This is a genomic window from Streptomyces tuirus (genome assembly GCF_014701095.1).
Lineage (GTDB): Bacteria > Actinomycetota > Actinomycetes > Streptomycetales > Streptomycetaceae > Streptomyces > Streptomyces tuirus.
In genome coordinates this window covers 3,861,539-3,875,234 of the sequence record NZ_AP023439.1, presented here as the reverse complement: position 1 = coordinate 3,875,234, position 13,696 = coordinate 3,861,539, and the positions used below count along the sequence as shown (strand labels likewise).

At 72.2% G+C, this 13,696-nt stretch carries 11 protein-coding genes; 4 read left to right on the top strand and 7 right to left on the bottom strand.

Annotation, left to right across the window (positions count from 1 at the left end; translation table 11 throughout):
* Positions 1-58: 58 nt before the first annotated feature.
* From IGS69_RS17805 to IGS69_RS17790, 4 genes are all read right to left on the bottom strand, one after another.
* On the bottom strand, positions 59-1,510 hold the full coding sequence (locus IGS69_RS17805; RefSeq protein ID WP_190900945.1) for a dihydrolipoamide acetyltransferase family protein: 1,452 nt from the start codon (positions 1,508-1,510) through the stop codon (positions 59-61).
* Between the two features lie 10 nt (positions 1,511-1,520).
* Positions 1,521-2,498 carry an alpha-ketoacid dehydrogenase subunit beta gene (locus tag IGS69_RS17800; RefSeq protein ID WP_190900943.1) on the bottom strand — a complete coding sequence of 326 codons (978 nt, stop codon included), beginning with the start codon at positions 2,496-2,498 and terminating at the stop codon, positions 1,521-1,523.
* A gap of 1 nt (position 2,499) precedes the next feature.
* Entirely contained in the window at positions 2,500-3,690 is a 1,191-nt protein-coding gene (gene pdhA / locus IGS69_RS17795; RefSeq protein ID WP_190900941.1) for a pyruvate dehydrogenase (acetyl-transferring) E1 component subunit alpha, read from the bottom strand.
* A 408-nt stretch (positions 3,691-4,098) separates the two neighbouring features.
* Positions 4,099-5,688, bottom strand: a complete 1,590-nt coding sequence (locus IGS69_RS17790) for a protein kinase domain-containing protein (protein WP_190900939.1) — start codon at positions 5,686-5,688, stop codon at positions 4,099-4,101.
* 347 nt (positions 5,689-6,035) lie between these two features.
* Between IGS69_RS17790 and IGS69_RS17785 the strand changes: the two genes are divergently transcribed.
* The gene (locus IGS69_RS17785; RefSeq protein WP_190900937.1) at positions 6,036-7,676 is read left to right on the top strand and encodes a protein kinase domain-containing protein; all 1,641 of its coding nucleotides are present in this window, start codon (positions 6,036-6,038) and stop codon (positions 7,674-7,676) included.
* A 72-nt stretch (positions 7,677-7,748) separates the two neighbouring features.
* On the opposite strand, the gene IGS69_RS17780 is transcribed toward IGS69_RS17785, so the two are convergent.
* Together IGS69_RS17780 and IGS69_RS17775 are read right to left on the bottom strand one after the other, a co-directional pair.
* Positions 7,749-8,288, bottom strand: coding sequence for a bacterial proteasome activator family protein (locus IGS69_RS17780; RefSeq protein ID WP_190900935.1), 540 nt, complete (start codon positions 8,286-8,288; stop codon positions 7,749-7,751).
* Between the two features lie 85 nt (positions 8,289-8,373).
* Positions 8,374-8,943 carry a PadR family transcriptional regulator gene (locus IGS69_RS17775; protein ID WP_190900933.1) on the bottom strand — a complete coding sequence of 190 codons (570 nt, stop codon included), beginning with the start codon at positions 8,941-8,943 and terminating at the stop codon, positions 8,374-8,376.
* Between the two features lie 461 nt (positions 8,944-9,404).
* On the opposite strand from IGS69_RS17775, the gene IGS69_RS34650 reads away from it, so the two are divergent.
* Positions 9,405-9,716, top strand: coding sequence for a hypothetical protein (locus tag IGS69_RS34650; protein WP_232543554.1), 312 nt, complete (start codon positions 9,405-9,407; stop codon positions 9,714-9,716).
* Between the two features lie 894 nt (positions 9,717-10,610).
* Here IGS69_RS34650 and IGS69_RS17765 read toward each other — a convergent pair.
* The gene (locus IGS69_RS17765; RefSeq protein WP_190900929.1) at positions 10,611-11,600 is read right to left on the bottom strand and encodes an NAD(P)H-quinone oxidoreductase; all 990 of its coding nucleotides are present in this window, start codon (positions 11,598-11,600) and stop codon (positions 10,611-10,613) included.
* A gap of 170 nt (positions 11,601-11,770) precedes the next feature.
* Between IGS69_RS17765 and IGS69_RS17760 the strand changes: the two genes are divergently transcribed.
* Positions 11,771-12,790, top strand: a complete 1,020-nt coding sequence (locus IGS69_RS17760; RefSeq protein ID WP_190900926.1) for an ATP-binding cassette domain-containing protein — start codon at positions 11,771-11,773, stop codon at positions 12,788-12,790.
* Positions 12,787-13,635, top strand: a complete 849-nt coding sequence (locus IGS69_RS17755) for an ABC transporter permease (protein ID WP_190900924.1) — start codon at positions 12,787-12,789, stop codon at positions 13,633-13,635. Before IGS69_RS17760 ends, IGS69_RS17755 begins: the two co-directional genes overlap by 4 nt.
* Positions 13,636-13,696 lie beyond the last annotated feature (61 nt).

Genomic DNA, 13,696 nt, shown 5'->3' with positions numbered 1-13,696 from the left:
GCGGTGTGCGGTGGAGCCCCTTCGTCATACAGCGGGCCGTGCGACGGTCATCCAGCGCTCACGCCCAGGTGATCAGGCGCTTCGGCTGCTCCAGGATCGCCGCCACGTCGGCCAGCACCTTCGAGCCCAGCTCGCCGTCGACCAGGCGGTGGTCGAACGACAGCGCCAGGGTGGTGACCTGACGGGGCCTCACCTTGCCCTTGTGGACCCAGGGCTGCGGCTTGATCGCGCCGACCGCGAGGATCGCGGACTCGCCGGGGTTGAGGATCGGCGTGCCCGTGTCGACACCGAAGACGCCGACATTGGTGATCGTCACCGTGCCGCCCTGCATCGCCGCCGGGGACGTCTTGCCGTCCCGGGCCGTCGACACCAGCTCGCCCAGCGACTCGGCCAGCTGCGGCAGCGTCTTGGCGTGCGCGTCCTTGATGTTCGGCACGATCAGACCGCGCGGGGTCGCGGCCGCGATGCCCAGGTTCACGTAGTGCTTGACCACGATCTCCTGGGCTGCCTCGTCCCAGGACGCGTTGACGTCCGGGTTGCGGCGGATCGCGACGAGCAGCGCCTTGGCGATCAGCAGCAGCGGGTTCACCCGCAGGCCCGCGAACTCCTTGTCCGCCTTCAGCTCCTCGACCAGTTTCATCGTGCGCGTGACGTCGACCGTCACGAACTCGGTGACATGCGGCGCGGTGAACGCCGAGCCGACCATCGCCGCCGCCGTCGCCTTGCGGACACCCTTGACCGGGATGCGGGTCTCGCGCGCGGTGTCGTACGACGCCGGGGCCGCGGCCGGGGCCGGGGCGGACGCGACCGACGGCTCGGGGGCCGCCGGGACGGCGGCGGCGACCGCCGCGTGCACGTCCTCGCGGGTGATGATGCCGTCCGGGCCGGTCGGGACGACCGTCGTCAGGTCGACGCCCAGGTCCTTGGCCAGCTTGCGGACGGGGGGCTTGGCCAGCGGACGGTCCGGGCCGGCCGGGGCGGTCCGAGCCGCGGCGGGGGCCGGCTCCTGGGCCGCCGGTGCGTGGCCGTTCAGCTCGGTCTGGATCGCCGTCGAGGCCTGCTGGACCGGGACCTCCGGGCCCTTGCGGGGGCGGCGGCGGGTGGACGAGGCCGCCACCCCGTAGCCCACCAGGACCGGCTGGCGGCCGGAGCCCGCGGCCTTCGGCTCCTCGGCGGGTGCGGCCTGTGCGGCCGCCGCGGGCTGGGCGGCGGCGGGCTGCTCGGCGGCGGGCGCGGGTGCGGCGCTGCCGCCGCCCACGTCCACCGCGATGATCGCCGTGCCCACGTCGACCGTGGTGCCCTCGGGGAAGTGCAGGTCCCGGACCACGCCGTCGTACGGGATGGGCAGCTCGACTGCCGCCTTCGCCGTCTCGACCTCGCAGACCACCTGGCCGTCGGTGACCGTGTCACCGGGCTTGACGTACCACTTGAGGATCTCGGCCTCGGTGAGTCCCTCGCCCACGTCGGGCATCTTGAACTCGCGCACGGACGCTTCCGTCATCGTCGTCACGACCCTCTCCTCAGTACGCCAGCGAGCGGTCGACGGCGTCCAGTACCCGGTCCAGGTTCGGCAGGTACTCCTCCTCCAGGCGGGCCGGCGGGTACGGCGCGTGGTAGCCGCCGACCCGGAGCACCGGGGCCTCCAGGTGGTAGAAGCTGCGCTCCGTGATCCGCGCGGCGATCTCCGCGCCCGACCCGAAGAACACCGGGGCCTCGTGGACGACGACCAGGCGGCGCGTCTTCTCCACCGAGGCCTGGATCGAGTCGAAGTCGATCGGGGAGACCGAGCGCAGGTCCAGGACCTCCAGGTTCTTGCCCTCCTCGGCGGCCACGTCGGCCACCTCCCGGCAGAGCTTCACCATCGGGCCGTAGGCGGCCAGGGTCAGGTCGGTGCCCTCGCGGACCACCTGGGCCTTGTGCAGCGGGCCCGGGATCGCCTCCGCGTTGACCTCGCCCTTGTCCCAGTAGCGGCGCTTGGGCTCGAAGAAGATCACCGGGTCGTCGCTCTGGATGGCCTGCTGCATCATCCAGTACGCGTCCGACGCGTTCGACGGGCTGACCACCTTCAGGCCCGCCACGTGCGCGAAGAGCGACTCGGGGGACTCCGAGTGGTGCTCGACCGCGCCGATGCCGCCGCCGTAGGGGATGCGCACGACGACCGGGAGCTTGACCTTGCCCAGCGAGCGGGCGTGCATCTTCGCGAGCTGCGTGACGATCTGGTCGTACGCCGGGAAGACGAAGCCGTCGAACTGGATCTCCACCACCGGGCGGTAGCCGCGCAGGGCCAGGCCGATCGCCGTGCCGACGATGCCCGACTCGGCGAGCGGGGTGTCGATGACGCGGCTCTCGCCGAAGTCCTTCTGCAGGCCGTCCGTCACCCGGAAGACGCCGCCGAGCTTGCCGACGTCCTCGCCCATGATCAGGACCTTGGGGTCGGACTCCAGGGCGCGGCGCAGCGACTCGTTGATCGCCTTGGCCAGTGCCATCTTCTCGGCCATCTCAGTTACCCCCCTCATCGGCGAACGACGCCTGGTACGCGGCGAACTGGGCGCGCTCCTCGTCGACGAGCGCGTGCCCGTCGGCGTAGGCGTTCTCGAAGATCGCGAAACGGTCCGGGTCCGGCATGGCACGGACCGCCTCGCGCACTCGTTTGCCCAACGCCTCGGACTCGGCCTCCAGTTCCTGGAAGAATCCCTCGTCCGCGTGGTTTGAGGCCTCCAGGTACCGGCGCAGGCGCAGGATCGGGTCCTTGGCCTCCCATGCCTGGCGCTCCTCGTCGCCCCGGTAGCGGGTCGGGTCGTCGGAGGTGGTGTGGGCGCCCATGCGGTAGGTGAACGCCTCGACGAGGGTCGGGCCCTCACCGCCGCGGGCCCGCTCCAGGGCCCACCGGGTGACCGCGAGGACGCCGAGCACGTCGTTGCCGTCCACCCGGACGCCCGGGAAGCCGAAGCCCTGGGCGCGCTGGTAGATCGGCACGCGGGACTGCTTCTCGGTCGGCTCGGAGATGGCCCACTGGTTGTTCTGGCAGAAGAACACGACCGGGGCGTTGTAGACCGCGGAGAAGGTGAAGGACTCGGCCACGTCGCCCTGGCTGGAGGCGCCGTCGCCGAAGTACGCGATCACCGCGCTGTCGGCGCCGTCCTTGGCGACGCCCATCGCGTAGCCGGTGGCGTGCAGCGTCTGGGAGCCGATGACGATCGTGTACAGCTGGAAGTTGTTGCTGTTGGGGTCCCAGCCGCCGTTGTTCACCCCGCGGAACATCCCGAGCAGGTTCGCCGGGTCGACGCCGCGGCACCAGGCCACGCCGTGCTCGCGGTAGGTCGGGAAGACGTAGTCGTCCTCCCGGGTGGCCCGGCCGGACCCGATCTGGGCGGCCTCCTGGCCGAGCAGCGACGCCCACAGGCCCAGCTCGCCCTGGCGCTGCAGGGAGGTGGCCTCGGCGTCGAAGCGACGGGTGAGCACCATGTCGCGGTAGAGACCGCGGAGCTCTTCCGGGGTGATGCCGGCGACGTACTTGTCGTACTCGGCGTTCTTGACGCGCTTGCCCTCGGGCGTCAGCAGCTGCACGAGCTGGGGCTCGGCGCCGGCGTCCTTCTTGGCGGTCGTGCGGGTGCGCTTGGTGCCGGTGGTGCCGGCCTTGCTTCCGGCGCTGCGTCGCGGTGTGCGCGCGGCAGTGCTCTCCACGGTCACGTGTGCTCCTCCGTCGGTCCGGCCCCCGGGGTTGCCGGTAGGCCAGTGCGGCTCACCTGTTCTCGGCCCACGGGACACGGGGTGGGTGCCACTCGGCCGGGAACAGGCGTGACAGGTGCCCCGGCGAGCGCCCTGCAGAAAGCACGTTACCCAGTGCGCCACATTTCTGTGAAACCCCCTCTGACCTGCGATTTTGCTTGGATATCCAAGTAAATCGGGAAGGCGGTGAAGGGTCCCAGGTCACAGCCTTGCAGGAGGCCGGAGCAACCGCACGTTAACCCGGTGACCCAGGTCACGGGAAGAGTCCACTTTTCGGCGCGCCCCGAACGGCACGCGCGCGCGGGTCCCGTTTCCGGGCCCCACGCGCGCGTGGATCATGCCAGTGAGCTGCGAGGTCGAGCCGCAGGGTCAGTCTTCGGCGCCGCCCGCGCCTCCGACGACACCTTCCGTGGTGCCGCCGTCGGCACCGCCCGTGTCGCCGGTCGGCGTGCCCGGGTCCGTGGGCGGCTCCTCCGTCGGCTCGCCGGTCGGCTCCGCCGTGGTCGGCTCGCCCGTCGGCTCGCCGGTGGGCGTCTCCGGAGCGCTCTGCGACGGGGTGTAGGAGGGCGTGTAGGACGGCGTCCAGTTGCCGTTGCCCGAGCCGGTCCCGGAGCCGTCGTCCGTGGAGGTGTCGGTCGGCCGGCCGGTGTCGTCGTCGCTCGGCGTCTCGCTGGGCGTCTTGTCCTCGGTCGTCTGCGAGGTGGTCGGCGACTGCTTCTTGCTCGGGTCGTCCTTGCCGCCGCCGGTGTTCTGCAGGGCCAGCGCGACGCCCGCGGCGACGGCGATCACCGCGAGCACGGCCAGGATCCACAGCTTGCCGCGGCCGCTGCCCTTGTTGCCGTGGCCCTCGAAGCCGCCGTCGTCCCCGTTGCCGTAGCCGCCGGGCAGGATCGGCGAGGGGATCTGCGTGGTGCCGGAGGCGTCCCCGGGGTGGCCCATCACGGCCGTGCCGGCGAAGCCGCCCGACGGGGTGTGCCGGCCGTCGTGCATGGCGACCGGGCCGGTGTTCCAGGTGCCGGTGTGGCCGCCCTGGTCGTAGAGCATCTGGAGCGCGTACTGGACCAGCCCGCGCATCTCCTCGGCCGTCTGGAAGCGGTCGTCGGGCTCCTTGGCGAGGGAGCGCATGACCAGGCCGTCCAGCTCCGGCGGGCAGGCGTCGGACGCCTCGGACGGGGGCGTCGGGATGTCCTGGACGTGCTGGTAGACCACCGACAGCGGGGTCTCGCCGGTGAACGGCGGGCGCAGCGCGAGGAGTTCGTAGAGCAGGCAGCCCGTCGCGTACAGGTCGGAGCGGTGGTCGACGGCCTTGCCGAGCGCCTGCTCGGGGGAGAGGTACTGCGGGGTGCCCATGACCATGCCGGTCTGCGTCATCGTGGTGGACGCGCCGTGCAGGGCGCGGGCGATGCCGAAGTCCATCACCTTCACGGCGCCGTTGTGCGTGATGATGACGTTGGCGGGCTTGATGTCGCGGTGCACGATGCCGTGCTGGTGCGAGTAGGCCAGCGCCTCCAGGACGCCCGAGACGATGATCAGCGCCTGCTCGGGGCCGGGGGCCTCCGCGTTCAGCAGCAGGTCGCGGATGGTGCGGCCCTCGACGATCTCCATGACGATGTACGGCACGGACTGGCCGCCGACGAAGTCCTCGCCGGAGTCGTACACGGCGACGATCGCGTGGTGGTTGAGACCGGCCACCGACTGGGCCTCGCGCGTGAAGCGCGCCTTGGACACCGGGTCCTCGGCGAGGTCGGAGCGGAGCAGCTTGACCGCGACGGTGCGTCCGAGACGGACGTCCTCGGCTGCGAACACCTCGGCCATGCCGCCCCGGCCGAGTCTGCGGGTCAGCCGGTACCGGCCGTCCCCGACCAACCCGCCGTTACCCCAGAGCTCAGGCGCGTCCGACATGCCGCCGCCAGACGCCTCGGGGTCGGACGGGCCCTGAGCGGCCTGCTGCTGTGCCATCAGTCCTCGCCGTCGTTTCTGCCCGCGGTGCGCGCGGTGTTGTTACGGTCTCCGTCGGCCACGCTACAGCCTCCGCGCAAGCCTCCGGTCCGAGAAGGGGTGCCGGGATGGGCACGAGACGGACCGGCCATGAAACCTTCACTCCTTACTGTCGTGCAAATTCCGTGTGCCGGCCGTACGCCCCCTGTAACGCTTACGCGACGCTTCTTTCGCGTACGGTCACGGAACGGGCACCGAGCTTGACGTGTCGGTGCCCTGGGGCAGACTTGGCCGGGAATGGCGGTTTGGATCAACGACGGATCAGCGACAGTCGGCGGCGCCTGCAGGGGCTACGGGGGACGGGGAACATGAGCCAGGACGGCGCACAGGGCCAGTACACGGGGCGGGCGCTCGCCAATGGCCGCTATCAGCTGCGCGACCTGCTCGGCCAGGGCGGCATGGCCTCGGTGCACCTCGCGTACGACAGCGTGCTCGACCGGCAGGTCGCCATCAAGACACTGCACACGGATCTCGGACGGGAACAGGCCTTCCGCGAGCGGTTCCGCCGCGAGGCCCAGTCCGTGGCCAAGCTCACGCACACCAACATCGTGTCGGTCTTCGACACCGGCGAGGACACCCTCGACGGCATGACGACGCCGTACATCGTCATGGAGTACGTCGAGGGCCGCCCGCTCGGCTCGGTTCTCGACGAGGACGTGCGGCAGCAGGGCGCGATGCCCGCGGACAAGGCGCTGAAGATCACGGCGGACGTGCTGGCCGCGCTGGAGATCAGTCACGAGATGGGCCTGGTCCACCGCGACATCAAGCCGGGCAACGTGATGATGACCAAGCGCGCCGTGGTCAAGGTCATGGACTTCGGCATCGCCCGCGCCATGCAGTCCGGCGTGACGTCGATGACGCAGACCGGCATGGTCGTCGGCACCCCGCAGTACCTCTCGCCGGAGCAGGCCCTCGGCCGCGGTGTGGACGCCCGCTCCGACCTGTACTCGGTCGGCATCATGCTGTTCCAACTGGTCACCGGGCGGCTGCCGTTCGAGGCGGACTCGCCGCTGGCCATCGCGTACGCGCACGTGCAGGAGGAGCCGCCGGTTCCGTCCTCGATCAACCGCTCGCTGCCCCCGGCCGTGGACGCGCTGATCGCCCGTGCGCTGAAGAAGAACCCGAACGAGCGTTTCCCCAGCGCCGAGGCCATGCGCGACGAATGCCTGCGCGTGGCGGCGTCCTTCAACGCCGCGCCGCCGAGCATCGTGCCGGGCACCCAGGCCCCGAGCGGCGCGGGCGTCGGCTCGGCCGTGTTCCCGCCGGTCGATCAGGCGGCCCCCACGCCCTCGGGCTCGGTCCAGACGCCGTACCAGCCGACCCCGCCGCCGAACCCGTACGGCACGCCCGCCCCGGCGGGGCCGGCCCCGGCCTACGGCTATCCGCAGCAGGGCGGCTACCAGACGCCGTCCCCCGCGGCGTACTCCCCGCAGCACGGCCCGTCGACGCCGCCGCCGTACAACCTGACGCCCCAGACCGCGGGGGCCTCCTCCGGCGGCAGGAACAACAAGCCGGTGATCATCGGCTCGGTCATCGTGTCGGTCGTCGCCGTCGGCGGCCTCGTCACGGCGCTGCTGCTGAACGGCGGCGGCGAGGACGACAAGGGCGGCGGCAGCGGCGCGAGTGCGTCGGCCTCGGCGGAGAAGAAGCCCGGCTACCGCGGGCCGGACACCACGAAGACGATCGACACCGAGGAGTGCACGGAGCCGCAGGAGTCGTACAACGACCCCGACAAGATCCAGATCCCGGACTTCAAGTTCAAGAACATCAAGTCGGTCAAGGCCTGTCTCCAGGCGGCCGGCTGGGAGCTGAACGAGAAGAAGGTCGACGAGAACACCTACGGCGACGGCACGGTCATGAACCAGTTCCCGTCCGCCGACACCGACGTCGACCCGGAGGACATGCCCGAGATCGAGCTCAGCGTCTCGACGGGCAACCCGCCCTCCTGACGTAAGCCGGAACGCACAGGGGCCCGGCAGCTTCGGCTGCCGGGCCCCTCGGTCTGTGCGGCCTGCGGACGTCTACAGGTAGGGGCCGCCCGTCCGGGGGCCCGGGTGCTGCTCGTCGAGGCCGTCGCCGACTCCCGGCGGGAGGGCGCGGCGCATCTGCTCCAGCTGGGCGCGGGCCGCCATCTGCTGGGCGAACAGCGTCGTCTGGATCCCGTGGAAGAGCCCCTCCAGCCACCCGACCAGCTGGGCCTGCGCGATGCGCAGCTCGGAGTCGCTGGGGGTCGCCTCGTCCGTGAAGGGCAGGGAGAGCCGCTCCAGCTCTTCGACCAGCTCGGGCGCCAGACCGTCCTCCAGCTCCTTCACCGAGCTGGCGTGGATGTCTTTGAGCCGCGCCCGGCTGGCCTCGTCCAGGGGAGCCGCGCGCACCTCCTCCAGCAGCTGCTTGATCATGCTGCCGATCCGCATGACCTTCGCGGGCTGCTCCACCTGTTCCGTGACCGGGGTCTCGCGGGAGTCCTCGTCTGCGCTGCCGCCACCGAGCGCCATGCCGTCCTGGCCCACGACCAGGATCTGCGGGTTCTCCGGCGACCGTTCGTTCCTCGGCATCTCCATGCCGCCATTCTCTCGCACGCCTGCATCTCACCTCCGTGGTGCCCCCCAGGGAGGTTGATCCACCACGCCGGAGGAGACGAATCGGTCAGGCTTCGGGTTGCTCCCGGCGGGGCGGTTCGTCCTCCCGGGTGAAACGGAGCAGTCGGGCCTCGCAGTGGTCCAGCCAGCGGACCTCGGCCTCTGCCTGGAAGACGAGCTGCTCCAGGACGAGGAGGCGGGCCATCTCCTCGGGGTGCTCCGGCGCGCGGGCCAGGGCCTCGGCACGCTGCCGCACATGGTCGTGCAGGGCCGCCGCCACGTGCCGCCGCTGTGCCTCGACGACCTCCCGTACGTCGACTCCGTCCGCGCCGAGCGCCATCACCAGCTTGATCGCCAGCTCGTCGCGCGGCGGATCGGCCCGTTCGACGGGGCGGTCGTACCAGGCGCGCAGCTCGGCCCGGCCGGCCTCGGTGAGCGCGTACAGCGTCCGTCCGGCGGCGTCGACGGCGTCCTGGGCGACCATGCCGTCCCGTTCCAGGCGGCCGAGCGTCGTGTAGACCTGCCCGATGTTCAGCGGCCAGGTGCCGCCGGTGCGGGTCTCGAAGTCGGTGCGCAGGCGGGAGCCGTAGCGGGGGCCGGCCGCCAGGAGGGCCAGCAGCCCGTGACGTATCGACATAACCGGATTGTGCAGCGATTCCGCCCGTCGGCCGAACCCGGAGTGCCGGGAGCCCGGGGCGGTGTGAGGCTGGTTGCCTCGATATGACCGAACTTGCCGTATCTGCCCCACCGGGCACGCGGCGGGAGGGGGTCACCCACGTGACTCCATGGCTACGCGCACTGCGGGCGGCGGGACTGGTGCTCGCCCTGGGGGCCGGCGCGGTCGTCTCACCCTACGGATCCGTCCCGTCCCACGGGGCTGTCCTCGCCTACGACGAGGAGGGAACAGCGGACGAGGACACGGGGCCGGGCCCCACCGCTGACCGGACGCCCAGGCCCACCCGGTCGGCCCATGGGCGCCCGACGTCCCACCGGTCTCCCCGGTCCACCCCGCCCCCCGGGTCGGCGCCGTCGTCCCGGTCCGCTTCCTCGCCCCGGGCGGCCCCGTCGGCCCGGGCGGCTTCGCCGACCCCGTCCGCGGTGGCGGCTCCCTCCGCCGCCGGTGAGCCCTCGCGGGCCGGGAGCCGGGCCGGGGAGGGCCGGGTGCGGCCGGGACGGCCGGAGGACACCGGGGAGACACCGGGCGTCGCGGACGCCACGGCGGTCCCCGAGGAGCCTCGGGACATCGCCCCCGAGCCCTCCGCCCCGGCGGAGCACCCCGTCCGAGAGGCGGCGACAGCCGAGCGCCCCGTCGGCCAGGTCCTGCGCATCCTGCCCCTGGGCAGCGGCCTGCTCCTGATCGGCCTGGGCCTGGGCCTGGCCTTCTTCGCGCTGCGGCTGCGGCGGGTGTAGGGGCGGGGGTAGGCGTTTGCGGTGGTGGCGGCGGTGGCGGTGGCTTGGCGGGTGAGGCTGCCGCCGTGCGCCATCCGCCTCCGGGGCGGGTCGGGCGCTTCGCGGTGCGCTGGGCTGCCACGGCGGGCCCGTCTGCCGGGCTGCCGCCACCGGCCGTCTGCCGCCGAGGCGGTCGAGCGCTTCAGCGAAGACGGTGAGGGCTCGCCGGGCAGGGCGGCGCTTCGCGGCGCGCTGGGGCGCCGCCGCAGGGCGTCTGCCGGGCTGCCGACGCCGGCCGTCTGCCGCCGAGGCGGTCGAGCGCTTCAGCGAAGACGGGGAGGGCTCGCCGGGCAGGGCGGCGCTTCGCGGCGCGCTGGGGCGCCGCCGCAGGGCGTCTGCCGGGCTGCCGCCACCGGCCGTCTGCCGCCGAGGCGGTCGAGCGCTTCAGCGAAGACGGTGAGGGCTCGCCGGGCAGGGCGGCGCTTCGCGGCGCGCTGGGGCGCCGCCGCAGGGCGTCTGCCGGGCTGCCGCCACCGGCCGTCTGCCGCCGAGGCGGGTCGGGCGCCTCACCGAAGACAGTGAGGCAGGCCATCGCCGGGCAGGGCGGGCCCTCACTGTGCGCCGGGCCGCCGCCGCGGGCCGTCTGCCGCCGAGGGAGGTCGAGGGGTTTGCCAGGCGCGGTGGGACTGGCGCCTGCCATGAGCCGCCTCCCGCCGGCGCGGTGTTGCTGCCGCGGGCGGGGGGGGGCAGCACTGCCCGGCAGGTGGTGGTGTCGGCGCCGGGGGAGGACCGCACCGGGCTGCGGACCCCGGTGGGTCGCAGTGAGCCCGGGGGCGGGCCCTGCCTCTTCGTGGGCTGGGCCGAGCCCGCGGCCGCATCCCGGTCGGGGCGGGTGACGCGGGCCCGGCGCGGGGGTCAGGCGGAGTTGGGGGCGATCAGGAGGACCTTGCCGACGTGGCCGCTCTCCTCCACCACGCGGTGGGCCGCGGCAGCGTCCGGCATCGGGACTTCGCGGTCGACGACCGGGCGCAGGTGGCCGCCGGTGAACAGCGGCCAGACGTGCTCGCGGACGGCGGCGACGATGGCCGCCTTCTCCTCCAGGGGCCGGGCACGCAGGGACGTCGCGCTGATGGTGGCGCGCTTGGCCAGCAGGGCGCCGATGTTCAGCTCGCCCTTCACACCGCCCTGCATGCCGATGATCGCGAGCCGGCCGTTGACGGCCAGGGCCCTGACGTTGCGTTCCAGGTACTTGGCGCCCATGTTGTCGAGGATGACATCGGCCCCGGCGCCGTCCGTCGCCTTCCTGACCTCCTCGACGAAGTCCTGCTCGCGGTAGTTGACCAGGATGTCGGCGCCCAGCTCGGCGCACCGCTCGAGCTTCTCCTTCGTACCGGCCGTCACCGCCACCCGCGCACCGACCGCCTTGGCCAGCTGGATGGCCATCGTGCCGATACCGCTGGAGCCGCCGTGCACGAGGAGCGTCTCGCCGGGCCGCAGGTGGGCGATCATGAAGACGTTCGACCAGACGGTGCAGGTCACCTCGGGCAGCGCCGCGGCCTGTGTCAGGCTCACCCCGTCGGGCACGGGCAGCAGCTGCCCGGCCGGCACGGCCACCTTCTCGGCGTAGCCGCCGCCGGAGAGCAGCGCGCACACCTCGTCGCCGACGTTCCAGCCCGAGACGCCGGTGCCGATCCCGGCGATCCGCCCGGAGCACTCCAGACCGGGGTAGGGGGACGCTCCGGGCGGGGGTTCGTAGAAGCCCTGCCGCTGCAGGATGTCGGCCCGGTTGACGGCACTGGCCGCCACCTCGACCAGGACCTCGCCCTCGCCGGGCACGGGGTCCGGGACCTCGGCCCAGACCAGCGCCTCGGGCCCACCAGGTTCGGGAATCGTGATCGCATGCATGCAAGGGACCGTACCCCTCGGTCCCCGGACGGAGTCCCCTCCGCCGCCGGGACCCCCGCCCCTGCGCCATTGGTCCGGTCCCGGCGAAAACCCATGTGCGCCACCGATGAGTTTGCGCGACGGTAAAGGTCTCCCCATGCGTAGCCCAAGCACGCGGAAGGACCCGAAGCATGAGCACGCAGATGTCCGGCCTGGCGATCGAAACCGCGGGCCTGGTGAAAACGTTCGGCGAGACGAGGGCCGTCGACGGCGTCGACCTGTCCGTGCCCGCGGGCACGGTCTACGGCGTCCTCGGCCCGAACGGCGCCGGCAAGACCACCACCGTGAAGATGCTCGCCACACTCCTGCGGCCGGACGGCGGCGAAGCGCATGTCTTCGGCCACGACATCGTCCGCGAGGCGGACGAGGTGCGCGGCCGGGTGAGCCTCACCGGCCAGTACGCCTCGGTCGACGAGGACCTCACCGGCACCGAGAACCTGGTCCTGCTGGGCCGGCTGCTCGGCCACCACAAGAAGGCCGCCCGTGAGCGCGCAGGCCAGCTCCTGGAGGCCTTCGGCCTGACGGAGGCCGCCGCAAAGCAGGTCAAGCACTACTCGGGCGGCATGCGGCGCCGTATCGACATCGCCGCGTCCATCCTCAACACCCCCGACCTGCTGTTCCTCGACGAGCCGACCACCGGCCTGGACCCGCGCAGCCGCAACCAGGTCTGGGAGATCGTGCGGGCCGTGGTCGCCCAGGGCACCACCGTGCTGCTGACCACGCAGTATCTGGACGAGGCCGACCAGCTGGCGTCCCGGATCGCCGTCATCGACCGCGGCAAAGTGATCGCCGAGGGCACCAAGGGCGAACTGAAGTCGTCCGTCGGAGCCGGGTCCGTGCATCTGCGGCTGCGCGATCCCGACCAGCGCGACCTCGCGGGCGAGCTGCTGCGCCGCGCCCTGGACGCGCAGGTGCAGCCGGAGCCCGACCCGGTGGCCCTCACCGCCCGCCTCGGTACGGCGGCGAGCGCCGACTCCGCGGCCGAGCAGGCCTCCCGCGCCCTGGGCGAGCTGGCCCGCGCCGGGATCACCGTCGACAACTTCTCGCTGGGCCAGCCCAGCCTGGACGAGGTGTTCCTCGCCCTCACCGGACACGACACGCACGACTCCTCCGACCGCTCCGACGACCCGAAGGACGAGGTGGCGGCATGAGCACCGCGACGACCACCGAGAGCAAAGAGCTCGCCCCGGTCAGCGCCGAGTCGCTCGCCGCCCTGCTCGTCGCCAAGGAGCGGCCGCCGCGGCCCAGCGCGTGGTCGGCGTCGATGACCTTCGGCTGGCGGGCCATCCTCAAGATCAAGCACGTGCCGGAGCAGCTCTTCGACGTCACGGCGTTCCCGATCATGATGGTGCTGATGTACACGTACCTGTTCGGCGGGGCCCTGGCCGGCTCGCCGAAGGAGTACATCCAGTTCCTGCTGCCGGGCATCCTCGTGATGTCGGTCGTGATGATCACGATGTACACGGGTGTCTCCGTGAACACCGACATCGAGAAGGGCGTCTTCGACCGGTTCCGCAGCCTGCCGATCTGGCGGCCGTCGACGATGGTCGGCTATCTGCTCGGTGACGCCCTGCGGTACACCATCGCCTCGGTCGTGATGCTGACCGTCGGCGTCATCCTCGGCTACCGGCCGGACGGCGGGGTCGCCGGTGTACTCGCCGGGATCGCCCTGCTGGTGGCCTTCTCGTTCGCCTTCTCGTGGATCTGGACGATGTTCGGGCTGATGCTGCGCACCGAGAAGTCGGTGATGGGCGTCAGCATGATGGTGATCTTCCCGCTCACGTTCCTGTCCAACGTGTTCGTGGACCCGAAGACCATGCCGGGCTGGCTGCAGGCGTTCGTGAACAACAGCCCCATCACTCATCTGGCGTCGGCGGTGCGCGGCCTGATGGGCGGGGACTGGCCGGCCGACGAGGTCGCCTGGTCGCTGGGCTGGGCGGCGCTGTTCGTGCTGGTCTTCGGGCCGGTCACGATGCGGCTGTACAACCGGAAGTAGCCCTGGGTCGCCGCGTTTTCGGCCGGCCGCCCCGCACTGGCCGGCCGTTGCGCACCGCGCC

Excerpts from the sequence above, each read along its gene's own strand:
- IGS69_RS17760 (WP_190900926.1), top strand. The coding sequence starts at position 11,771 with ATGAGCACGCAGATGTCCGGCCTGGCGATCGAAACCGCGGGCCTGGTG.
- IGS69_RS17790 (WP_190900939.1), bottom strand. The coding sequence starts at position 5,688 with ATGGCACAGCAGCAGGCCGCTCAGGGCCCGTCCGACCCCGAGGCGTCT.
- IGS69_RS17785 (WP_190900937.1), top strand. The coding sequence starts at position 6,036 with ATGAGCCAGGACGGCGCACAGGGCCAGTACACGGGGCGGGCGCTCGCC.
- IGS69_RS17780 (WP_190900935.1), bottom strand. The coding sequence starts at position 8,288 with ATGGAGATGCCGAGGAACGAACGGTCGCCGGAGAACCCGCAGATCCTG.
- IGS69_RS17765 (WP_190900929.1), bottom strand. The coding sequence starts at position 11,600 with ATGCATGCGATCACGATTCCCGAACCTGGTGGGCCCGAGGCGCTGGTC.
- IGS69_RS17800 (WP_190900943.1), bottom strand. The coding sequence starts at position 2,498 with ATGGCCGAGAAGATGGCACTGGCCAAGGCGATCAACGAGTCGCTGCGC.
- IGS69_RS17775 (WP_190900933.1), bottom strand. The coding sequence starts at position 8,943 with ATGTCGATACGTCACGGGCTGCTGGCCCTCCTGGCGGCCGGCCCCCGC.
- IGS69_RS17755 (WP_190900924.1), top strand. The coding sequence starts at position 12,787 with ATGAGCACCGCGACGACCACCGAGAGCAAAGAGCTCGCCCCGGTCAGC.